The organism is Streptococcus sp. NSJ-72, from assembly GCF_014334035.1.
GTDB lineage: Bacteria > Bacillota > Bacilli > Lactobacillales > Streptococcaceae > Streptococcus > Streptococcus constellatus.
In genome coordinates, this window is sequence record NZ_CP060489.1 from 528658 (window position 1) to 550604 (window position 21947).

A 21947-nucleotide genomic window follows, 5' to 3' on the forward strand; every position below is an offset into this window, starting at 1 on the left:
ATACTGTCAATGATAAAATGGTTTTTTCTATGCTATTTATGACAAAAGATAATATTGTTTAAAACTATTATATTGTTGCGAATGATTTGTGTGAATCAAAGCACAAACGGCTGCTCACGTTACGAGCCAGAGGTTGCAATGCAACGAATAACAGTGGTACCACGGCTTTCGTCTGTTTTACAGGCGAAAGCCGTTTTTCCATCGTTCTTAATGCTTTAGAGTCTAGAGCTATGGACATAGATTTACGCAGTAAAGTCTATGTTCCTTATAATTCTTAGCACATAGAGGAGTGGATGCAGTTTTGTCCTTTGGACAAAATCTGTAACCCCAAATTGCTTAATGCTTTATAGCATTAGATCTATGGGCGTAGATTTCTATATGTAATTTGTGGTAAATTGGTGATTAAACTGAACATGAATTTAGAAAGAGGTAGAGAACATGAAAGAAGTTTTTATCGGAAACTACGGTTTAGAACAGGTTGGTCAGAAAATGACAGCGACCGGATGGGTTGCCAATATCCGAAATCATGGGAAATTAGCTTTTATAGAGCTAAGAGACCGAGAAGGACTACTTCAAGTTTTTGTCGCAGGCGATAGCCCAGCTTTTGCGGGAATTGATCATCTACATAAGGAAGATGTTATCTCTGTTACGGGAGAGGTTGTCAAACGAGAAAATCGCTTTGTCAACAAAGCTATCAAGTCTGGACAGGTGGAGCTACGAGCGGAGGCTATTCAAATCCTTGCAAACAGTAAGTCTCTTCCCTTTGAACTCGATCAGCACGCCCATACAGGAGAAGACTTGCGACAGAAATATCGCTATCTAGATTTGCGTCGGAGTAAGATGACAGAGAACCTCAAACTTCGTCATCAAGTAACCAGCACAATTCGTGACTATTTAAACGGTAAGGATTTTATGGAAGTGGAGACTCCTTACTTGACAAAGTCTACACCGGAAGGAGCTAGAGATTTTTTGGTTCCTAGTCGAGTTTTTAAAAATCAATTTTATGCCTTGCCTCAAAGTCCGCAAATGCTGAAGCAACTCTTAATGGGAGCTGGTCTGGAGCGTTACTATCAAGTTGTTCGCTGCTTTCGGGATGAGGACCTACGAGGAGATCGTCAGCCTGAGTTTACTCAGGTTGATATGGAAATGAGTTTTGTTAGTGAGGAAGACATTCGCAGACTTGTTGAAGGCATGCTCAAAGCTGTTGTTAAGAAAACTCATGGTTTAGAGCTAACAGAAGCTTTTTCAACTATTAGCTATGAAGAGGCTATGAGCCGCTTCGGCTCTGATAAGCCAGATACGCGCTTTGGTTTAGAGCTGAATAGTTTGACGGATTTGTGCCAAGCAAATGAATCGCTTCTCATCAAGAAAGCCTTGGATAACCAAGAGGAAGTGATGGGTATCTGTGTTCCTAATGCTGCGAATGAATTCACTAAAAAGCAGCTTAGTCATTTCTATCAGGAAATGAAAGGATTTGGAGCTAGTAGGTTTGCAAGCGTTAAGGTGGAAGCTGGTGGGCTTCAAGGGGATTTGGCTTCGACTTTTGAAACAGAAGTAGCTGCCTTCATAGAGCGATTTAAAGCACAAGACGGTGATTTACTTTTGCTAGTTATTGCCAAGAAAAGACAAGCTCAAGAAGCTCTAGGGTACTTGCGTTTAGAAGTGGCAAAACATCTTGATTTGATCGACCAGAGCTTGCTGAACTTTCTCTGGGTTGTGGACTGGCCCCTGCTGGAGTGGAATGAGGACCAAAACCGCTATCAAGCCATGCACCATCCTTTCACACAGGGGATTTTTGAAGATGGGCAAGAGCCAGGTCAATTTTGCAGCCATGCCTACGACATTGTCTTGAATGGCTATGAAATTGGTGGAGGAAGCCTTCGTATTCACGACCGGAAGGCTCAGGAGGCCATGTTTGAGCTATTAGGCATGAGCCGAGAAGACTATGAGCGGGACTTTGGTTTCTTCCTGGAAGCCTTGGAATACGGCTTCCCACCGCACGGCGGCTTGGCTCTAGGCTTAGATCGTTTGGTTATGATTTTAGCTGGGGAAGAAAATATCCGCCAAGTCATCGCCTTTCCGAAGAATGGTACTGGCTTTGATCCGATGCAGGAAAGTCCAAGTTTGGTTGACCAAAGACAGCTGAAAGACCTGCATTTGGAATTGAAGAACTAAGCCTATTTGTGATAAAATAAGAAGACGATTATTTTTCAGTTATGCTGAAAAATAAAAGAAGAGAAAGGAAACAGAGATGAAAATTACTCAAGAGGAAGTAACGCATGTTGCTCACTTGTCAAAACTAGCTTTTTCACCTGAAGAAACAGCAGAATTTGCGACAACTTTGTCAAAAATTGTGGACATGGTGGAGTTGTTAAACGAAGTTGATACAACTGGTGTGCCTTTTACATCAAACGTGGCAGAAAATGTCAACTATATGCGTGAAGATGTAGCAGTTGCAGGTTGGAATCGAGAAGAACTTTTCCAAAATGTACCTGAAAAAGAGCGGGGCTATATCAAGGTTCCTGCCATCCTAGATGACGGAGGAGATGCCTAATGACTTTAAACCAAAAAACAATTGAAGAATTGCATGATCTCCTTGTCAAAAAGGAACTTTCAGCAGTTGAGCTGACGAAAGCTACTCTGGAAGATATGAAAAGTCGAGAAAGTGCAGTTGATAGTTTTATTACGATTAGTGAAGAAGAAGCAGTGGCACAGGCAGCAGCAGTAGATGCAAAGGGAATTGATGCGGATAATCTCATGAGCGGCATTCCACTGGCTGTTAAGGACAATATTTCTACTAAGGGGATTCTAACGACAGCTGCCTCAAAAATTCTCTACAATTACAAGCCGATTTTCGATGCGACCAGTGTGGAGAAGCTCTACAGCAAGGACATGATTATCGTTGGTAAAACCAATATGGACGAATTTGCCATGGGTGGTTCTAGCGAAAACTCTTATTTTAAGACTACGAAAAATGCTTGGGATGCTACAAAAGTTCCAGGTGGTTCATCTGGTGGTTCAGCGACAGCAGTTGCTTCTGGTCAAGTTCGCCTGTCTCTAGGTTCTGATACCGGTGGTTCGATCCGTCAGCCAGCTTCCTTTAACGGAGTGGTTGGTCTCAAGCCAACTTATGGACGAGTTTCTCGTTTTGGTCTCATTGCTTTTGGTAGCTCGCTAGATCAGATTGGACCATTTTCTCGGACGGTCAAAGAAAATGCTCAGCTTTTGGGAGTGATTGCAGGCAATGACAAAAAAGACTCTACTTCTTCTCAACGAGCTGTTCCTGATTTCACTAGCAAGATTGGTCGAGAGATTAAAGGATTGAAAATCGCTCTTCCCAAAGAATACATGGGTGAGGGGATTGATGAAAAAGTCAAAGAACGCATTTTAGCGGCTGCTAAGCATTTGGAAAGTCTGGGAGCAATTGTTGAAGAAGTCAGCCTTCCGCACAGCAAGTACGGTGTTGCAGTCTACTATATCATCGCTTCTTCTGAAGCCAGTTCCAACTTGCAACGTTTTGACGGGATTCGCTACGGCTATCGGGCAGAAGAGATTGAAAACTTAGAGGATGTCTATGTCAAATCTCGCAGCCAAGGTTTTGGTGAGGAAGTCAAGCGCCGAATTATGCTAGGAACGTTCAGTTTATCGTCTGGTTATTATGATGCTTATTTCAAAAAGGCGGGTCAAGTTCGGACGCTCATTATGCAAGATTTTGCCAAGGTTTTTGAAAAATATGATTTGATCTTAGGTCCAACTGCACCGACGGTAGCTTATGACTTGGGCAGTCAAAACCAAGATCCGGTAGCCATGTATCTGGCCGACCTTTTGACCATTCCAGTCAATCTGGCTGGCTTGCCGGGCATTTCGATCCCAGCTGGCTTTGCAGACGGTCTTCCTGTTGGTCTGCAGCTGATTGGTAACCACTTTGATGAAGAAACGATTTACCAAGTCGCAGCTGCTTTTGAAGCAACGACAGATTACCACAAGCAAAAGCCAGTCATTTTTGGAGAATAAGAGATGGTTCGTATTTATCAGTCTAAACTTTATCATCAGCCAGCTTATCTTGATTTATTGATAAATATTGCTAACTCAGTTATAGGGGATAATGAGATACTTTATGTTGCACTTAAGGGGACGTTTAAAGAATTTCTCTTTTGTACAGATAAAAATGTTTACATAGTAAAGTAAGGGTATATGACAGGACATACATTTGGTAACGGTATATTTTCAATGCCATATAAAAATATTACAAATGCAGAAGTAAATTATGGTTTTCTAGGTAGTGGATATTTTGAAATTTCGGCTGGAGGCATGCAAAATACTAGAAAGAGTTATTGGTCTAATGATCCTGACAAAAGTGCCGCTAAACAACCTAATTCTATATCTATAGCATCTAAAGTTGTTGCAGACAGTTTTAATTATGCAAAAAACTTTATACTAGAAAAAGTGAATGAAACACATATGCCAGTAAATACAGTATCAACTATTTCTCCTGCTGACGAGATACTTAAATACAAAAAGTTATTAGATGAAGGTATTATCACAGATGAAGAATTTATTTTGAAAAAGAAAGAACTGTTAAGGCTATAAATATTTAGAAAGGATATTAAATGAACTTTGAAACGATTATTGGATTGGAAGTCCATGTTGAATTAAAAACAAATTCAAAAATTTTCTCACCAGCACCGGCTCATTTCGGGGAAGATCCAAATACCAACACCAATATCATTGACTGGTCTTTTCCAGGTGTCTTGCCAGTAATGAATAAGGGAGTTATTGATTACGGTATCAAGGCTGCTCTGGCGCTCAATATGGACATTCATCAAAAAATGCACTTTGACCGCAAGAATTATTTTTATCCAGATAATCCTAAAGCCTATCAAATTTCTCAATTTGATGAGCCCATTGGCTATAATGGCTGGATTGAAATCGAGCTAGAAGACGGCACGACTAAAAAAATTCGCATTGAGCGGGCTCATTTGGAAGAGGATGCTGGCAAGAATACCCATGGCAGTGACGGTTATTCTTATGTTGACCTTAACCGTCAAGGAGTGCCTTTGATCGAGATTGTCTCAGAAGCTGACATGCGCAGTCCAGAAGAAGCTTACGCTTACTTAACAGCGCTCAAAGAAATTATCCAATACACGGGTATTTCCGATGTCAAGATGGAGGAAGGCTCCATGCGGGTGGATGCAAATATTTCTATCCGACCTTATGGCCAAGAAGAATTTGGTACCAAGACAGAACTAAAAAATCTTAATTCCTTTAACTTTGTCCGCAAGGGCTTGGCTTTTGAGGAAAAACGCCAGGCTGAGATTTTGCGTAGCGGTGGACAGATTCGTCAAGAAACTCGCCGTTATGACGAAGCGACAGGTGAGACTCTTTTGATGAGAGTCAAGGAAGGTTCGGCAGATTATCGTTATTTTCCAGAGCCAGACCTGCCAATCTTTGAGATTGATGACAGCTGGATTGAGGCGGTGCGCTCAGATTTACCAGCTTTTCCAAAAGAACGTCGGGCTAAGTATAAAGCTGACTTCGGACTATCAGACTATGATGTCAAACAATTAACGGCAACGAAAAATCTCTCAGACTTCTTTGAAGCTGCAGTAGCAGCAGGCGGAGACGCAAAATCTGTGTCAAACTGGCTGCAAGGTGAAGTGGCGCAATACCTCAATGCAGAAGGTAAGACCATCTCTGAGATTAAGTTGACACCGGAAAATCTGACAGAAATGATTGCCTTGATTGCAGATGGCACTATCTCTTCTAAAATTGCCAAAAAAGTCTTTGTTCATTTGGCGAAGAATGGTGGATCAGCCAAGGAATATGTGGAAAAAGCCGGTCTGATCCAAATCTCAGACCCAACCCAGCTATTACCAATCATTCAAGAAGTCTTTGCCAACAATGAAAAAGCTCTCAATGACTACAAGGGCGGCAACAAAAATGCAGCTAAGTCACTGATTGGTCAGCTCATGAAAGCTACCAAAGGCCAAGCTAATCCACAAGTAGCCCAAAAACTGCTCAATCAAGAGTTGGAAAAATTGTAAAATATAAAAAATCAGTCGTTTCGGCTGATTTTTTGTGTTATAATCATACGATGAAAGGGAGAAGTGGAATGTCAAAGACAGCCAAAGGAACAATGTTAACATTAGTAGCAGGAGTTGCATGGGGATTGTCAGGTACGAGTGGGCAATACTTAATGGCGCATGGATTTCCCGTCTTAGTTTTAACGAATGTTCGACTTTTAATTGCGGGAGTTCTGTTGATATCGTATATGGTATTAACCAATCGCAAAAAATTATTTGAAATGCTAAAAGATCAGGAAGCGATGATGTCATTAGTGCTTTTTGCTTTATTAGGACTTTTGCTCAATCAATTTGCTTATTTAAAATCTATTTATGAAAGTAATGCAGGCACAGCTACTGTTCTGCAATATGTCTGTCCGGTTGGAATCCTTGCTTATACTTGCCTCAAAGATTGGGTTGCACCTACTATAACAGAAGTGTTGTCTATGGTATTAGCTATTGGAGGTACTTTTTTGATTGCCACTCATGGACAGCTCGATCACTTATCTGTAACGCCAGCAGGGCTTTTTTGGGGATTATTTGCTGCCTTCACTTACGCTTTATATATTTTAATCCCAATTCAATTGATAAAAAGGTGGGGCAGTATTCCGGTGATTGGAGTGGGGATGACATTAGCAGGCCTTGCTCTAACACCATTTAGTGGTATCTTACATTTTCATTTGCGATTGTCAATGGAAGTATACCTAGCTTTGGTGGGCATTATCTTAGTGGGAACAATCCTCGCTTATACGCTATTTCTCAAAGGAACCAGTTTAGTTGGACCTGTTAAATCTAGCCTTTTAGCGGCTGTTGAGCCCATATCGGCTGTATTTTTTGCCTTTCTCATTATGCATGAGCAATTTTATCTTGTAGACTTTGCTGGTATGTTTATGATTTTATCGGCGGTCTTCTTGATTTCTATAAAAGATTTGATATTAGAAAAAAGGAAAGGAATCTTATAAAAGGCAGAGCGAATCGCATTGCTCTGTCTTTCATTTTGAAAATAATTGCCAAAAGAAGTCGATGATGTATGTCAAACCGTAAGTATAGATGACAAGCGTGATGGGTTTGCACAAGACAATAATAATCATATATTTTTTAAAAGTTATTTTCGTAAGAGCAGCCAGCATACAGAGGAAGTCTGCTGGACTGATAGGCCAAATCATCATAAAGATGAAAAAACGTTCAAAACGATTGTCCTCGTCCAGCCAACCGATATACCTGTCGTAGGTGTGTTTGCTGACGACCGATTGGACAAAAGCAGAACCGTAGGTACGCGCTAGGTAAAAAATAATAGCACAGCCGATGACAATTCCAACATAATTATAAATGGTTCCAATGATATGACCATAAATAAAAACACCAGCAACCGAAGTCAAAGCTCCAGGAATAATAGGAACAACTGTCTGTAGGATTTGCAGGAAAATAAAAAGTGGTGGTCCCCAAAATCCAGCCTGCTTAATAAAGGCGGACAGGGTTTCTTTAGATTGTAAAATGCCAGTATAATAGGCCCAGATACAGAAAATTACTGTTCCAACTGCTCCAACAATAGAAGCCCAGTTGATAAATTTTTGTAAAAGAGGGGAGACGGCAGTCATTTTCTTACTCGTATTTGCCATAAGTTCCTCCGTGTTAAATTCTCTATTCTTACTATAACATTTTTAAACATTTTTTGGCAAATTGTACATAAAATCGATGAAAAGATCTAGGGTGCGAAAACCTTTTTTTTATGTTAAAATAGGTAGAAGTATAATGTTTGGAGAGAAATGTGGCAATTGAAAACTACATGCCTGATTTTGCGATTGAGGCAGTTTATGATTTGACAGTTGAAAGTTTAAAAAAACACGGTATCAAGGCTGTTTTGGTGGATTTAGATAATACTCTTATCGCATGGAACAATCCCGATGGAACACCAGAAATGAAGCAGTGGCTTCACGATGTGCGAGATGCAGGGATTCGAATTATTGTGGTATCTAATAATACCAAAAAACGAGTGAAGCGAGCAGTTGAAAAATTTGGAATTGATTATGTTTGTTGGTCCATGAAACCATTCACTTGGGGGATTAATCGTGCGTTGAAAGAATTCCGTTTTGAGAAAAACGAAGTGGTCATGGTGGGCGATCAGCTTATGACGGATATTCGAGCTGCTCATAGAGCCGGAATTCGTTCGATTTTAGTCAAGCCGCTGGTTGAGCATGATTCAATAAAAACTCAGATTAATCGGGCGCGTGAGCGGAGAGTTTTGAAAAAAATCACTAAAAAATATGGAATGATTGAATACAAAAAAGGAATTTAAATATGGAAGACATTTTCTGTATTGGGTGTGGAGCACCGATTCAGACAAAATATAAGGACAAGTTGGGCTATACCCCTCAGTCTGCTTTGGAAAAGGGAATGGAGACAGGCGAACTGTATTGCCAGCGCTGTTTTCGTCTCCGTCACTACAACGAAATTACTGATGTGCAGCTGACAGACGATGATTTTCTTAGGCTTCTCCACGAAGTGGGTGACAGTAATGCTCTCGTAGTCAATGTAGTAGATATTTTTGATTTTAATGGTTCGGTCATTCCAGGTTTACCACGCTTTGTGGCTGGTAATGATGTGCTGTTAGTTGGGAATAAAAAAGATATTCTTCCCAAGTCTGTTAAGATTAGCAAAGTGACCCAATGGTTGACAGAGAGGGCTCACGAGGAAGGTCTGCGTCCTGTTGATGTAGTTCTGACTTCAGCTCAAAACAAGCAAGCCATTAAAGAACTAATTGAAAAGATTGAGCAATATCGGAAAGGCCGAGATGTCTATGTGGTCGGTGTAACTAATGTTGGTAAGTCAACGCTAATCAATGCTATTATTCAGGAAATCACTGGGGATAAGGACATTATCACCACTTCCCGTTTTCCTGGCACTACTTTGGATAAGATTGAGATTCCTCTGGTTGATGGTAGTCATATCTACGACACACCTGGAATTATCCACCGCTACCAAATGGCTCATTATTTATCTGCTAAAAATTTCAAATATGTCAGCCCGAAAAAGGAAATCAAGCCCAAAACTTACCAACTCAATCCTGAACAAACCCTCTTTTTAGGAGGCTTGGGACGCTTTGATTTTGTGTCGGGTAACAAACAAGGTTTTACTGCTTATTTTGACAATGAACTAAAGCTGCATCGCACCAAGCTTGCAGGAGCGGGAGAATTTTATGAAAAGCATGTTGGTTCTTTGCTAACACCGCCCTCTAAAAAAGAAGTGGCAGATTTTCCACAGCTAGTCAAGCATGAGTTGAAAATTGAAACCAAAACAGATGTAGTCTTTTCAGGTTTGGGCTGGATTCGTGTGATAGGACCAGCACAGATTGCAGTTTGGGCGCCAGAGGAAGTAGCAGTGGTGACCCGCAAAGCCATTATCTAAGAAGAAATGGCTGTTAGAAAAATAAAGAGAAGATAAACGAAATAAGAAACAAAAGAGGAATCTATGTCATTAACATCCAAACAACGAGCTTTTTTAAATAGTCAAGCTCACAGTCTCAAACCCATTATTCAGATTGGCAAAAACGGCCTCAACGACCAGATTAAAACAAGTGTCCGTCAAGCTCTAGATGCTAGAGAATTGATTAAAGTGACTCTTCTGCAAAATACAGATGAGAACATTCATGAAGTAGCAGAAATTCTCGAAGAAGAAATCGGGGTGGACACTGTTCAAAAAATTGGTCGTATTTTGATTTTGTACAAGCAGTCTAGCAAAAAGGAAAAACGCAAAATTTCAGTAAAGGTAAAAGAAATTTAGAGGAAGTAGCCTATGGCAATTGAATTACTGACTCCTTTCACCAAGGTGAAGTTGGAACCAGAAGTAAAAGCAAAAAAAAGAAAGCAAGTTGGGATTTTAGGTGGAAACTTCAATCCAGTCCATAATGCTCATTTGGTCGTAGCTGATCAAGTTCGTCAGCAGCTATGTTTAGATCAGGTCTTGCTCATGCCTGAGTATGAGCCGCCCCATGTTGATAAGAAAACAACGATTGATGAGAAACACCGATTGAAAATGTTGGAGTTGGCAATTGAAGGCATCAAAGGTTTAGGAATTGAAACCATTGAACTTGAGAGAAAAGGTATTAGTTATACCTATGATACGATGAAGCTCTTGACAGAAAAACATCCAGATACAGATTATTATTTCATTATCGGAGCGGACATGGTAGATTATCTTCCTAAATGGTATCGGATTGATGAATTGGTTGATTTGGTTCAATTTGTCGGTGTTCAACGCCCTAGGTATAAAGCAGGAACGTCCTACCCAGTTATTTGGGTAGATGTGCCGCTCATGGATATTTCTTCTAGCATGGTTCGGGACTTTCTGGCTCAAGGACGAACACCAAATTTTCTCTTACCTAAGCTAGTTTTAAACTATATCGAGAAAGAAGGTCTTTACAATAATGGGATATGAAAGCTACGTGGGAATTTCTCGTGATCAGCTTTTAGTCAAAATGCAGCAACTGTTACCAGAAAAACGTTTTAAACATTGTCTGGGAGTGGAACAAGCAGCGATTAACTTGGCAGAGCGCTTCGGAGTAGATGTAGGAAAAGCTGGTTTGGCAGGTCTGCTCCATGATTATGCGAAAAAGCTCTCTGACGAAGAATTTCTGGCGCTGATTGATAAGTATGATCTGGATCCAAAACTGAAAGATTGGGGAAATAATGTTTGGCATGGCATGGTCGGCATTTACAAAATTCAAGAAGATTTAGGATTGAGTGATCCAGAAATTCTACGAGCTATTGAGATTCATACCGTAGGTTCTGCCCAAATGTCCGATTTAGATAAGGTGGTCTACGTAGCAGACTATATTGAGCCTAATCGGAACTTTTCAGGAGTGGAGCGGGCGCGTGAGATTGCTCACGTTTCGCTCAACCAAGCCGTGGCTTATGAAACAGCGCGTACAGTGGAATATCTGGCTCATCAGGGCTTGCCGATCTATCCCCAAGCTTTGGAGACCTATAATGCACATGTGTACTATTTGAAAGAGGATTAAATGAAAGAAAAAGAATTATTAGAAATTGTTGTAAAAGCAGCAGATGAAAAACGAGCGGAAGATATCACCGTGCTAGATTTGCAGGGATTGACGACGATGACTGATTATTTTGTCATTGCTAGCTCTATGAATAGTCGTCAACTAGAAGCTATTGCAGAAAATATCCGTGAGAAAGTCACAGAAGTAGGGCTGTTAGCTAGTCATGTAGAAGGGGATGCTGCTGGAGGCTGGGTGCTTCTAGACTTAGGTGGTGTGGTCGTTCATATCTTTTCCGAGGAAATGCGGAGTCACTATAATCTTGAAAAACTCTGGTATGAAGCGGTCGGTATTGATGTAACACCATTACTTGAGAAACAAACCTTGTAATTAAAAATATCAATGAAGGGTTGAGGACGTTGTCCCAGCCCTTTTCAACGAGGAGAAAGGAAAGTACCTGTTTTTGGTACTGTTAGGTAAGATGACAACTTATGAAACGTTTGCATCAGTCTATGATGCTATTATGGATGACAGCCTTTATGATAAATGGACTGACTTTTCGCTCCGCCATTTTTCAAAAGATAAGAAAAAGCTTTTAGAGTTAGCTTGTGGAACAGGGATTCAATCCGTTCGTTTTGCTAAAGTTGGCTTTTATGTGACCGGACTTGATTTGAGTGAGGATATGCTTGAAATCGCAAGAAAACGGGCTAAAGAAGCAGGCGAAGTTATCGAATTCAAACAAGGCAATATGCTTGATTTGTCGCAAGCAGGAAATTACGATTTGGTGACTTGTTACTCAGATTCTATCTGTTATATGGCTGATGAAGTTGAGGTTGGTGATGTCTTTCAACAAGTTTACGACTGTTTGAATGAGGACGGAGTATTCATCTTTGACGTGCACTCAATCTATCAGACAGATACCGTCTTTCCTGGCTATTCTTACCATGAAAACGCAGAAAAATTTGCCATGGTTTGGGATACCTATGCTGATGAGGCACCACATTCTGTTGTGCACGAATTGACTTTCTTCTTACAAGATGAGGATGGGCGCTTTACACGCTACGACGAAGTTCATGAAGAACGCACTTATGATATTTTGACCTATGATATTTTGTTAGAGCAAGCAGGTTTTAAAAATGTCAAGGTATATGCAGATTTTGAAGACGAGGCACCAATAGAAACAAGCAAGCGTTGGTTTTTTGTAGCGGAGAAATGAGATGACAGTAACTGGTATTATCGCAGAATTTAATCCCTTTCACAATGGTCACAAATATTTGCTGTCGCAGGCTGATGGTGTGAAGGTTGTTGCTATGTCGGGTAATTTTGTCCAACGTGGTGAACCTGCGATTGTGGATAAGTGGACACGCGCGGAAACGGCTCTGCGAAATGGCGCTGATTTGGTGGTTGAATTGCCATTTTTGGTGGCTGTTCAGTCAGCGGATTACTTTGCACAAGGTGCGGTGGACATTTTAGAGCGTCTAGGTGTGGATAAGTTGGCTTTTGGGACGGAAGAAAATCTGGATTATCAGCACTTTTCACAAATTTATGGGGATAATCAACAGAATATGGTGGATTACTTGCAAAGTTTGCCAGCTGATTTATCGTATCCACAGAAGACACAAAAAATGTGGGAGAGATTTGCTGGTGTGCACTTCACTGGAAATACCCCAAATCACATTTTAGGGCTTTCTTATGCCAAAGCTTGCGCTGGAAAAGATATTCAATTGACACCAATCATACGTCAGGGAGCAGGCTACCATTCACAGGAAGAAAATGAAAAATATGCTTCGGCTACTGCTCTGAGAAAGCGAATGAATTGTTCAGGTTTTCTAGCAAAATTCACTCCAGATCATGAACTTCTGATTCAGTCTCCCAAAGTGACCTGGTCAGCACTCTATCCTTTTTTGCGTTATCAGATGATTAGTCATCCTGATCTGACTACTTTTTATCAGGTTAATCAGGAACTTGCGGTGCGCTTGCGGGAAGCAGCAAAAACCAGTTATACCACAGAAGAGTTGGTTGAACAAGTGGCTACCAAGCGATATACGAAAGCACGAATCAGACGGATTTTGACCTATATTTTGGTTGGTGCAAGAGATGAGCTTTTGCCTAGCGGAATTCACGTATTAGGTTTTACTCAAGCAGGTCAAGAACATCTTAAAAAGATGAAAAAGAAAATCGAAGTCATCAGCCGCATTGGTCAAGAGCCATGGGATTCCTTAACGCAGCAAGCTGATCGTATTTACCAACTAGGAAATGTAAAGCTAGAGGAACAGAATTTTGGAAGGATCCCGATTATAGTAGATTGATGAAAAAATTGTCTTATAGAACAGTCTCTTGTCACTAATTTGCTAGTGAAATTCAGGTTGACTTGTGTTATAATAAAAAAGATTGAAAAAGTGAAAATCTAAAGGAGAATATCCAATGGGACGTAAATGGGCCAATATCGTGGCAAAGAAAACAGCAAAAGATGGAGCAAACTCAAAAGTTTATGCTAAATTTGGTGTTGAAATCTATGTAGCAGCTAAAAAAGGAGAACCAGATCCAGAATCAAATTCAGCTTTGAAATTTGTTATTGAACGTGCTAAACAAGCGCAAGTGCCGAAGCATGTTATTGACAAAGCGTTAGATAAGGCAAAAGGAAATACAGACGAAACCTTTACTGAAGGACGTTATGAGGGCTTTGGTCCAAATGGTTCAATGCTTATTGTGGATACACTAACTTCAAATGTCAATCGTACTGCAGCAAATGTTCGTTCTGCCTTTGGTAAAAATGGTGGAAACATGGGAGCGAGTGGCTCAGTGTCTTATATGTTTGATAATAAAGGTGTGATTGTATTCACAGGAGACGATGCAGATAGTGTCTTTGAACAACTGCTAGAAGCTGATGTTGATGTGGATGATGTAGAAGCAGAAGACGGTACTATCACCGTTTATACAGAACCAACAGATTTGCACAAAGCCTTGACTGCTCTCCGCGAATCTGGTGTGGAGGAATTCCAAGTTACCGAATTGGAAATGATTCCGCAATCTGATGTGACCTTATCAGGTGAAGACTTAGAAACATTTGAAAAATTGTATGCTGTTTTGGAAGATGACGAAGATGTCCAAAAGATTTATACAAATGTAGAAGGATTTTAATAGTGAAGAAAGAGGTGCTTAGATACTCTTTTGAGCTTAAAAAGCAAATGAAGAGTCCAACAGCTACTGCATCAATAGTTTTTTACTAATACAGATTGAGACTGAGATAATTTTGTCCCAGTCTCTTTTTTTGTTACTTACTAATCTCTCAGTGTTTTTTAAGAAATTTAGTTATAAGACCGTAAGTATTTTGAGCTAGTATCTTCTTTACTTTGATAGAGTAGACATGAAGTTTGGTAGAAAAGGTGGGCTAGCTAATAATATGTAGTTGAAGAGTGAGGTTGGTTTCCAAGACTGCTTGTTGTAGCTCAGCTTATTCTAAAAATTCAAATAAGGAGCGTAAAAAGCAGATAAACCAGTGATAAACTATAAGTTGAGAGAAGTAAACTATTGGTCGATTGAGTTTGTAAGAAAAGGTGCTACAATATAATTAGCAAATGGAGGGAGGAAAAATCTGATGAAAAAACAAACACTAGGTATGATGATTTCATCATTAAGGAAAGCAAAAGGGATGACACAATTAGAACTGGCTGAAAAGATGGGGGTCACTGATAAGGCTGTTTCAAAATGGGAAAGAGATTTATCCTATCCAGATATTAATACCATTCCTAAATTAGCAGACCTGTTTGATACATCGGTAGATGAGCTGATGCAAGGACAGACAGTGATGAAAGAAAACAAGAAAAATGGGAAATCTGATATTGTTGACACCGTGTTGAGAGGACTTGGAGTAGCCATGGGGATTGTTGTTGTGGTTTTATCTGCTTTAGGAAAACTGGACACTAAGGCTGCACTGACAATGCTTGGCCTTGGTTTAGCCAGTCTTTCAATCTCTTCACTGAAGGATAAAAACGAATGAGAAAGATTATTAAAGGCGATGGTGAAATAATTATCGCCTTTTCTGATACGTTTTCATATTCAGGTCATCTAGAGATTTTACATGGGGTTATATTACAATGGTAATAAGGTTCTCGCAAGCGTCTGGGAACAGAGAAAAAGAGGAGGGGAAAATGGACGCTTTTAAGCATATCAATCCTAAGTTTTTAGTGTGGTACAGAATTATTGGGGTGCACAATTTGTCAAAGACCTTGTAGTAAGGATTATCGTGGTAATCATTGCCTTACCATTGTCAATTGCTTTAGCGATTGCTTCGAGGGTCAATCCAGAGCAAGCTCTTTATACAGCTGCTGTAGTTGGTTTTTTCATTTCCTTTTTTAGGTGGGAGTCGTGTTCAGATTGGTGAGCCAACAGCCGCTTTGGTTGTTATCATTTATGGAATTATTGCGCAGTACGGTCTATCTGGTCTGACAGTGGCTACTTTCTTAGCTGGTCTAATGCTCGTCGGCATGGGTTTGTTGCATTTTGATGATCTGATTAAATTTATTTCAAAGACCATCACGGTTGGCTTTACACTTGGAATAGCTGTTGAAATCATCGCTGGACAAATCAAGGACTTCTTTAGTCTGAACAAGGTAAAAATGTCTTAATTCTTCGTATGCGCAGTGTTTCTGTAATGGATATTTCGGGATTGGATGTTCTTAAAGAGATCCTTGGCAAATGTCAACGAACAACCTTACCATGTCATGGAAAAAGCAAGCTTTATTGATAAGAGTTGGTGCAGACAACTTTTGTGCTAATATTGATGTCGCTTTAACACGCGTAGCTAGTTTAGAAAAGTAATTGAGTTTTCCACTATTTGTCAAATGTATCAATGTTTGGTAAAAATCTGATTTCGTTTAGCTCTACTTGATAAAGAAAATCTATCACTTGGATAAAAATCAAATAATAGTCAAGAAGAAAAATATTTGATATGATAGGATTTATCTTAATGAAAGAGGTTATGTAGGAATATGAAAAAAGTATTGAAATACTCTTCTTTAGTAGCTCTTGGACTTTTAACGGCAGGAATGTTAGCAGCGTGCTCTAATTCAAAGTCAGCTACTTCATCTGGGAAAACAGAAGTCAAAGTTGCAACGAATGCTTCACCAAAGCCATTTAACTATGAAGAAAATGGGAAACTAACCGGCTATGAGATTGAAGTTATTCGTGCCATTTTTAAAGGTTCTAATAAATATAAGGTCAAATTTGAAACGACAGAGTGGTCTGGTATTTTCGCTGGTCTAGATAGCGATCGCTACCAAATGGCAGTGAACAATATCAGCTATACAAAAGAACGTGCAGGGAAGTATTTGTATGTAGCTCCGACTGCTAAAAATCCAAATGTCTTAGTAGTGAAAAAATCTGATAAAACTATTCAATCATTGGATGATATTGGTGGTAAGACAACAGAAGTAGTGCAAGGGACAACGACTGCCGCACAATTAGAAAAATACAATCAAGCCCATGCTAACAATCCAACAAAAATTAGCTATACAAAAGCGGATTTTCAACAAATTATGAACCATTTAAATGATGGAAAGTTTGATTATAAGATTTTTGATAAAATCGGTGTTGAAACAGTTATTAAAAATCAAAAACTGGATAACCTAAAAGTGATTGATTTACCAAGCAATCAACAACCTTATGTTTATCCACTTTTAGCAAAGGGGCAAGATGAATTGAAAACATTTGTCAATAAGCGCATTCAAGACTTGTACAAAGATGGGACTCTGGAAAAATTATCTCAAAAATTCTTTGGTGGTAGTTACTTGCCAGCAGAAGCAGATGTGAAATAAGAAACTTAAAACCAGTTAGATGTTAAATGTCAGCTGGTTTTTTAATAAATTTAGTTATAGCTTAAAACTATAACCCTTGTTATGAAATAACAATTTGTCAATCAGATAAATATGTGCGATACTATTTTCATAAGATTTTTAAAGGAGAATGAAAATGAAATTGAAAAAATGGTTTGGAATAACAGCTCTAGCAGCGACAGCAGTAATTGGTTTAGCAGCTTGTGGTTCGGGAAATAAAAATACTGATGCCAAGACAGTTAAAATTGGTGTGATGACAAAAAGTGATTCGGAAGAAAAACGTTGGAACAAGATTCAAGAGTTGTTGAAAAAAGATAACATCAAGTTGCAATTTACAGAATTTACGGATTACTCTCAGCCGAATAAAGCAGTTGCTGATGGTGAAGTGGATATCAATGCTTTCCAACACTACTATTTTTTGAACAACTGGAATAAGGAAAACAAGCAAAACTTAGTCGCAGCAGCTGAAACTTATATTGCCCCAATTCGCCTCTATTCTGGTACAAAAAATGGGAAAAATAAATATACGAAGGTAAGTCAAATTCCAAATGGTGCAGAAATCGCAGTTCCAAATGATGCAACAAATGAAAGTCGAGCACTCAATCTATTGCAATCTGCAGGTCTGATTAAATTAGACAAATCTGGGAATGAATTGGCAACTGTGGCAAATATCAAAGAAAATCCAAAGAAATTGAAAATTACAGAATTGGATGCCAGTCAAACAGCACGTTCATTGACATCTGTAGATGCAGCTGTTGTCAATAATACTTTTGTTACCGAAGCAAAAATTGATTTTAAAAAAGCTCTGTTTGTTGAACCGAAAGATAAAAACTCAAAACAATGGTTTAATATCATTGCAGCTAAAAAAGATTGGGAAAAATCTCCAAAAGCAGATGCCATTAAGAAAATTATCAAAGCCTATCATACAGATGAAGTCAAAAAAGTAGTTGACGAAACATCAGATGGTCTAGATCAACCAGTTTGGTAAGATTCACCCTATTTATCTGTATTTCAGTTTGACAAAACTCAGTTGGAATCGCCGACTGAGTTTTGTCGCCATAACTATGAGGAAAAAAGATGACATTTTCAAGTGAAGAAGAACAAATTAAAAGATTTGACGAGGATATGGTGGCACAAGACTATATTGCCGTTTTACGGGCGTTGATTGCTAAAAAATCAATCTTTGCCCAACAGGTTGGTCTACAAGAAGTTGCTGCTTATCTAAAAGAAATCTTTATCAAAGCCGGTGCAGAGGTGGAATTAGATGAAAGCTATACAGCGCCATTTGTGATAGCAAAATTTAAAAGTCAGAATCCAACAGCTAAGACAATTATTTTTTACAACCACTATGATACAGTTCCGGCAGATAGTGATCAAATTTGGACAGATGATCCGTTCACTCTATCTATTCGGGATGGTAGTATGTATGGTCGTGGAGTCGATGATGACAAAGGGCATATTATTGCACGTTTGACGGCTGTTCAAAAATACCTACAAACGCATGATGACTTGCCTGTTACTGTCATTTTTATCATGGAAGGTGCGGAGGAATCAGCTTCGGTTGATTTGGAGAAATATCTAGAGAAACACAAATCTCTTCTACATGGAGCAGACCTGTTGGTTTGGGAACAAGGCATTAAAAATTCTTTAGGTCAACTTGAAATTTCTGGTGGAAATAAGGGAATTGTCACGTTTGATATCAAGGTTAAAAGTGCAGAAGTGGACATTCACTCCAGTTTTGGTGGCGTGATTGATTCAGCTTCTTGGTACTTGATTAATGCCCTTACTAGTTTGAGAAATAAGGATGGACGCATTAAAGTAGAGGGACTTTATGAACAAGTAATGACACCCAATCAACGAGAATTGGCTTTGGTGGAGAGATACGCTCAGCGCAGTCCAGAAGAAGTAGAAACCATTTACGGTTTGAAATTACCTTTATTACAAGCGGAGAAAAAAGATTTTTTAAATCGAATCTTCTTTGAACCCTCTTTTAATATTGAAGGAATTACTTCTGGTTACCAAGGACAAGGGGTCAAGACAATCCTTCCTGCAGAGGCCTCAGCAAAAGTAGAAGTTCGTTTAGTTCCAGGACTAGAACCTCATAGAGTATTAGAATTAATCCGAGAACAACTCGATAAAAATGGTTTTGATAAGGTAGAATTAGTCTATACTTTGGGCGAAATGAGTTATCGTAGTGATATGAGTGCGCCACCGATTTTAAAGGTTATTGAACTGGCTAAGAAATTTTATCCAGAAGGTGTTTCTGTTTTGCCTACAACCGCAGGAACCGGTCCCATGCACACTGTTTTTGAAGCACTTGAAGTGCCGATGGTCGCTTTTGGACTTGGTAATGCAAATAGTCGTGACCATGGTGGTGATGAGAATGTACGCATTTCAGATTATTACACCCATATTGAATTAGTAGAGGAGCTGATTGCAAGTTATGAGTAAAGAAATGATTCAGTTAGATCATATTGATGTAACTTTTCAACAAAAGAAACGTCAGATTCAAGCAGTTAAAGATGTGACACTTCATATTCAAGAAAGAGATATTTATGGAATTGTTGGCTATTCTGGAGCTGGGAAATCAACCTTGGTTCGTGTTATTAACCTACTGCAAGTTCCAACGAATGGGAAAATTATTGTAGATGGGGATGTTCTTTTTGACAATAAAGTAACTCTGACAGCAGAACAACTGCGTCGCAAACGTCAAGATATTGGCATGATTTTCCAACATTTTAATTTGATGAGTCAATTAACAGCGGAAGAAAATGTTGCGTTTGCGTTGAAACATTCTGGCTTATCAAAAGAAGAAAAGAAAGAGAAAGTACATACGTTGTTGGAGTTGGTTGGTTTAGCAGATCGCGCTGAAAATTATCCCTCTCAGCTTTCTGGAGGGCAAAAACAACGGGTTGCAATCGCGCGTGCCTTGGCAAATGACCCCAAAATCTTGATTTCGGATGAATCAACTTCTGCTCTAGATCCCAAAACAACTAAACAAATCCTCACATTGTTACAAGATTTGAATCAAAAGCTCGGATTAACGATTGTTTTGATTACTCATGAGATGCAAATTATCAAAGATATCGCTAATTGTGTTGCTGTTATGCAAGATGGTCAATTGATTGAAGAAGGTTCTGTCTTGGATATTTTCTCTAATCCTCAGCAAGATTTAACCAAAGACTTTATCTCCACTGCAACAGGGATTGATGAAGCTATGGACAAGATTGAACAGCAAGAGATTGTCAAACATTTAGCCTCAAATAGCCTATTAGTACAAATGAAGTATGCGGGAACCTCTACAGATGAACCCTTGCTGAATGAGATTTACAAACATCATCAAGTTACTGCCAACATACTTTATGGAAATATTGAAATTTTAGGGGGAACACCTGTCGGAGAACTGGTCGTTGTTTTATCTGGTCAAAAGGAAAATCTAGTAGCGGCTAAAACAGCTATTTGTGAAGCTGGGGTTCAATTAACGGTATTGAAGGGAGAAGCATAGATGGAAAACTTTATTCAAACATACTTGCCGAATGTTTATCGAATGGGGTGGAGTGGTCAAGCTGGCTGGGGAACAGCTATTTACTTGACATTATATATGACAGTCACTTCTTTTATTATTGGTGGATTATTAGGGTTAATTGCTGGGCTTTTTCTTGTTTTGACTGCTCCGGGAGGAGTCTTGGAAAATAAAGTAGTTTTTTGGGTTTTAGATAAAATCACGTCAATCTTTCGCGCAATTCCATTTATTATTTTGTTAGCCGTTCTTTCTCCGTTTTCCCATTTGATTGTAGGAACTAGCATTGGACCAAATGCAGCTATCGTACCACTTTCTTTTGCTGTATTTGCTTTCTTTGCTCGTCAAGTTCAGGTTGTTCTCGCCGAATTAGATGCTGGTGTGATTGAAGCTGCTCAAGCTAGTGGAGCGACTTTCGGTGATCTAGTAGGTGTCTATCTACGCGAAGGTCTGCCAGATTTGATTCGTGTGACGACTGTGACTCTCATTTCTCTGATTGGGGAAACAGCCATGGCCGGTGCTGTCGGAGCCGGCGGGATTGGCAATGTTGCTATTGCTTATGGTTTCAATCGTTATAACAATGATGTCACTATTTTAGCAACAGTGATTATCATTATTCTTATCTTTACTATCCAGTTTGCTGGTGATTTTTTGACTAGAAAGTTAAGTCATAAATAGACAACTAAATATGATTGTTAAAGATAAACAATAAATATATGAAGAAATGATATAAAAATTCTATGATAATAGGCACTACACCCTCAAAATGAGACATAAGAAAACCACTTCTGTTGAAATCTAGGAAACTAGAAACAGGAGTGTTTTATTATGCTCAAAAAAGCCTATTCAGTGGAAACTAAGTTAGCCTGTATCGAAATGAAGAAAGCAGGTAAGTCTAACAAGGTCATTACGGTAAAGGTTCTGGAGGAGCTATCTGAAGTAGAACAACTACGACTACAGGTGCAACTCTGTATGGAACATCATTTTATCTACGGCTATCGTACTATTACACGACTACTTAAGAAAATCCATGGACTAATTGTTAATCGCAAGAAAGTCTATCGAATTATGAAGGAGAATAGTTGGCTCTGTCGTGCACGTCCTAAGAAGGTGCCAAATATAGGTCAGCCTTACTATGTGACAGAGAATAAGCTAGATCGTGATTTCTAAGTAGAAAAGCCAATGGAGAAGCTTGTCACAGGCATTACCTATCTCTACTTTGTCTACCTATCTTCCGTCATGGATCTCTACAATCGTGAGATTGTAGCTTACACCATTTCAGATTGTCAAGATACTAACTTTGTACTGGATACGCTCAATCAATTGGAATTGCCTAAGGGAAACAAAAATGCGACTCAGCAACAAGTCGCATTTATTGAAAATTGGATAAATAACTATTCAAAGAGAGTATTAGATTACAAATCTCCTAGACTGGTTTTATAAGAGGGGCAAACTTAGACTTGAATTTTGGCACAGGGAAAAAAGCTAGAGGAAAATAAAAAAAGATGAAAAAAAGTATTGACAAGAAGAGGAGGAGG

General features: G+C 39.2%; 26 protein-coding genes and 2 pseudogenes. 27 read left to right on the forward strand and 1 reads right to left on the reverse strand.

Translation table 11 applies throughout. From position 1 onward, the window contains the following. Nucleotides 1–438: 438 nt before the first annotated feature. The 7 genes from aspS to H8787_RS02665 all read left to right on the forward strand — a co-directional run bounded on the left by aspS (nucleotide 439) and on the right by H8787_RS02665 (nucleotide 7024). The gene (gene aspS, locus H8787_RS02635) at nucleotides 439–2175 is read left to right on the forward strand and encodes an aspartate--tRNA ligase (RefSeq protein WP_187328176.1); all 1737 of its coding nucleotides are present in this window, start codon (nucleotides 439–441) and stop codon (nucleotides 2173–2175) included. Nucleotides 2176–2251: 76 nt separating this feature from the next. Continuing rightward, entirely contained in the window at nucleotides 2252–2554 is a 303-nt protein-coding gene (gene gatC, locus H8787_RS02640; RefSeq protein ID WP_003026120.1) for an Asp-tRNA(Asn)/Glu-tRNA(Gln) amidotransferase subunit GatC, read from the forward strand. Then, nucleotides 2554–4014 (forward strand): Asp-tRNA(Asn)/Glu-tRNA(Gln) amidotransferase subunit GatA, encoded by a 1461-nt coding sequence (gatA, locus tag H8787_RS02645; RefSeq protein ID WP_006270265.1) that lies wholly within the window; start codon nucleotides 2554–2556, stop codon nucleotides 4012–4014. Before gatC ends, gatA begins: the two co-directional genes overlap by 1 nt. 3 nt (nucleotides 4015–4017) lie before the next feature. Then, the gene (locus H8787_RS02650; protein ID WP_006270305.1) at nucleotides 4018–4188 is read left to right on the forward strand and encodes a hypothetical protein; all 171 of its coding nucleotides are present in this window, start codon (nucleotides 4018–4020) and stop codon (nucleotides 4186–4188) included. A 6-nt stretch (nucleotides 4189–4194) separates the two neighbouring features. Next, nucleotides 4195–4590, forward strand: a complete 396-nt coding sequence (locus tag H8787_RS10035; protein ID WP_247948167.1) for an SHOCT domain-containing protein — start codon at nucleotides 4195–4197, stop codon at nucleotides 4588–4590. A gap of 20 nt (nucleotides 4591–4610) precedes the next feature. Continuing rightward, on the forward strand, nucleotides 4611–6044 hold the full coding sequence (gene gatB, locus H8787_RS02660) for an Asp-tRNA(Asn)/Glu-tRNA(Gln) amidotransferase subunit GatB (protein ID WP_048801213.1): 1434 nt from the start codon (nucleotides 4611–4613) through the stop codon (nucleotides 6042–6044). A gap of 68 nt (nucleotides 6045–6112) precedes the next feature. Then, a complete protein-coding gene (locus tag H8787_RS02665) occupies nucleotides 6113–7024 on the forward strand; it encodes a DMT family transporter (protein WP_187328177.1) in 912 nt (303 codons plus the stop codon). A gap of 30 nt (nucleotides 7025–7054) precedes the next feature. Here the strand turns inward: H8787_RS02665 and H8787_RS02670 are convergent, their stop codons facing one another. Further along, nucleotides 7055–7681, reverse strand: a complete 627-nt coding sequence (locus H8787_RS02670; RefSeq protein WP_187328178.1) for a TVP38/TMEM64 family protein — start codon at nucleotides 7679–7681, stop codon at nucleotides 7055–7057. A 149-nt stretch (nucleotides 7682–7830) separates the two neighbouring features. On the opposite strand from H8787_RS02670, the gene H8787_RS02675 reads away from it, so the two are divergent. The 20 genes and pseudogenes from H8787_RS02675 to H8787_RS02765 all read left to right on the forward strand — a co-directional run. After that, the gene (locus tag H8787_RS02675; protein WP_006270212.1) at nucleotides 7831–8358 is read left to right on the forward strand and encodes a YqeG family HAD IIIA-type phosphatase; all 528 of its coding nucleotides are present in this window, start codon (nucleotides 7831–7833) and stop codon (nucleotides 8356–8358) included. 2 nt (nucleotides 8359–8360) lie between these two features. After that, nucleotides 8361–9467 (forward strand): ribosome biogenesis GTPase YqeH, encoded by a 1107-nt coding sequence (gene yqeH / locus H8787_RS02680; protein WP_187328179.1) that lies wholly within the window; start codon nucleotides 8361–8363, stop codon nucleotides 9465–9467. Between the two features lie 63 nt (nucleotides 9468–9530). Then, nucleotides 9531–9842, forward strand: coding sequence for a ribosome assembly RNA-binding protein YhbY (gene yhbY, locus H8787_RS02685; RefSeq protein ID WP_006270302.1), 312 nt, complete (start codon nucleotides 9531–9533; stop codon nucleotides 9840–9842). 12 nt (nucleotides 9843–9854) lie between these two features. Continuing rightward, complete coding sequence (locus H8787_RS02690; protein ID WP_020998008.1) at nucleotides 9855–10496, forward strand: nicotinate-nucleotide adenylyltransferase; 642 nt, start codon at nucleotides 9855–9857, stop codon at nucleotides 10494–10496. Then, nucleotides 10486–11079, forward strand: a complete 594-nt coding sequence (gene yqeK, locus H8787_RS02695; RefSeq protein ID WP_187328180.1) for a bis(5'-nucleosyl)-tetraphosphatase (symmetrical) YqeK — start codon at nucleotides 10486–10488, stop codon at nucleotides 11077–11079. Before H8787_RS02690 ends, yqeK begins: the two co-directional genes overlap by 11 nt. Further along, the gene (gene rsfS, locus H8787_RS02700) at nucleotides 11080–11445 is read left to right on the forward strand and encodes a ribosome silencing factor (RefSeq protein ID WP_187328181.1); all 366 of its coding nucleotides are present in this window, start codon (nucleotides 11080–11082) and stop codon (nucleotides 11443–11445) included. 91 nt (nucleotides 11446–11536) lie between these two features. Then, a complete protein-coding gene (locus H8787_RS02705; protein ID WP_187328182.1) occupies nucleotides 11537–12271 on the forward strand; it encodes a class I SAM-dependent DNA methyltransferase in 735 nt (244 codons plus the stop codon). A gap of 1 nt (nucleotide 12272) precedes the next feature. Then, nucleotides 12273–13364 (forward strand): nucleotidyltransferase, encoded by a 1092-nt coding sequence (locus H8787_RS02710; RefSeq protein ID WP_187328183.1) that lies wholly within the window; start codon nucleotides 12273–12275, stop codon nucleotides 13362–13364. 115 nt (nucleotides 13365–13479) lie between these two features. Then, the gene (locus H8787_RS02715; protein WP_134971617.1) at nucleotides 13480–14196 is read left to right on the forward strand and encodes a YebC/PmpR family DNA-binding transcriptional regulator; all 717 of its coding nucleotides are present in this window, start codon (nucleotides 13480–13482) and stop codon (nucleotides 14194–14196) included. 457 nt (nucleotides 14197–14653) lie between these two features. Further along, a complete protein-coding gene (locus H8787_RS02720) occupies nucleotides 14654–15055 on the forward strand; it encodes a helix-turn-helix domain-containing protein (protein ID WP_187328184.1) in 402 nt (133 codons plus the stop codon). 151 nt (nucleotides 15056–15206) lie between these two features. Beyond that, a pseudogene (locus tag H8787_RS10215) lies at nucleotides 15207–15665 on the forward strand (SulP family inorganic anion transporter); the annotation flags it as partial. Nucleotides 15666–15691: 26 nt separating this feature from the next. After that, nucleotides 15692–15802 (forward strand): hypothetical protein, encoded by a 111-nt coding sequence (locus H8787_RS10255; protein ID WP_119056564.1) that lies wholly within the window; start codon nucleotides 15692–15694, stop codon nucleotides 15800–15802. Further along, nucleotides 15754–15876, forward strand: a complete 123-nt coding sequence (locus H8787_RS10050) for a hypothetical protein (RefSeq protein WP_261674374.1) — start codon at nucleotides 15754–15756, stop codon at nucleotides 15874–15876. Before H8787_RS10255 ends, H8787_RS10050 begins: the two co-directional genes overlap by 49 nt. Before the next feature lie 170 nt (nucleotides 15877–16046). Next, nucleotides 16047–16871 carry an amino acid ABC transporter substrate-binding protein gene (locus H8787_RS02735; RefSeq protein ID WP_187328185.1) on the forward strand — a complete coding sequence of 275 codons (825 nt, stop codon included), beginning with the start codon at nucleotides 16047–16049 and terminating at the stop codon, nucleotides 16869–16871. 154 nt (nucleotides 16872–17025) lie between these two features. After that, the gene (locus H8787_RS02740) at nucleotides 17026–17877 is read left to right on the forward strand and encodes a MetQ/NlpA family ABC transporter substrate-binding protein (RefSeq protein ID WP_119056560.1); all 852 of its coding nucleotides are present in this window, start codon (nucleotides 17026–17028) and stop codon (nucleotides 17875–17877) included. Nucleotides 17878–17966: 89 nt separating this feature from the next. Beyond that, nucleotides 17967–19340 (forward strand): M20/M25/M40 family metallo-hydrolase, encoded by a 1374-nt coding sequence (locus H8787_RS02745; protein WP_187328186.1) that lies wholly within the window; start codon nucleotides 17967–17969, stop codon nucleotides 19338–19340. Then, on the forward strand, nucleotides 19333–20394 hold the full coding sequence (locus H8787_RS02750) for a methionine ABC transporter ATP-binding protein (RefSeq protein WP_187328187.1): 1062 nt from the start codon (nucleotides 19333–19335) through the stop codon (nucleotides 20392–20394). The genes H8787_RS02745 and H8787_RS02750 overlap by 8 nt, the downstream gene beginning before the upstream one ends. After that, nucleotides 20395–21087, forward strand: coding sequence for a methionine ABC transporter permease (locus tag H8787_RS02755; RefSeq protein ID WP_187328188.1), 693 nt, complete (start codon nucleotides 20395–20397; stop codon nucleotides 21085–21087). It begins immediately after the preceding gene. 150 nt (nucleotides 21088–21237) lie between these two features. Next, complete coding sequence (locus H8787_RS09945) at nucleotides 21238–21579, forward strand: IS3 family transposase (RefSeq protein ID WP_222848866.1); 342 nt, start codon at nucleotides 21238–21240, stop codon at nucleotides 21577–21579. Nucleotides 21580–21738: 159 nt separating this feature from the next. Next, nucleotides 21739–21852, forward strand: a pseudogene (locus tag H8787_RS02765) (IS30 family transposase); the annotation flags it as partial. Between the last annotated feature and the right edge of the window lie 95 nt (nucleotides 21853–21947).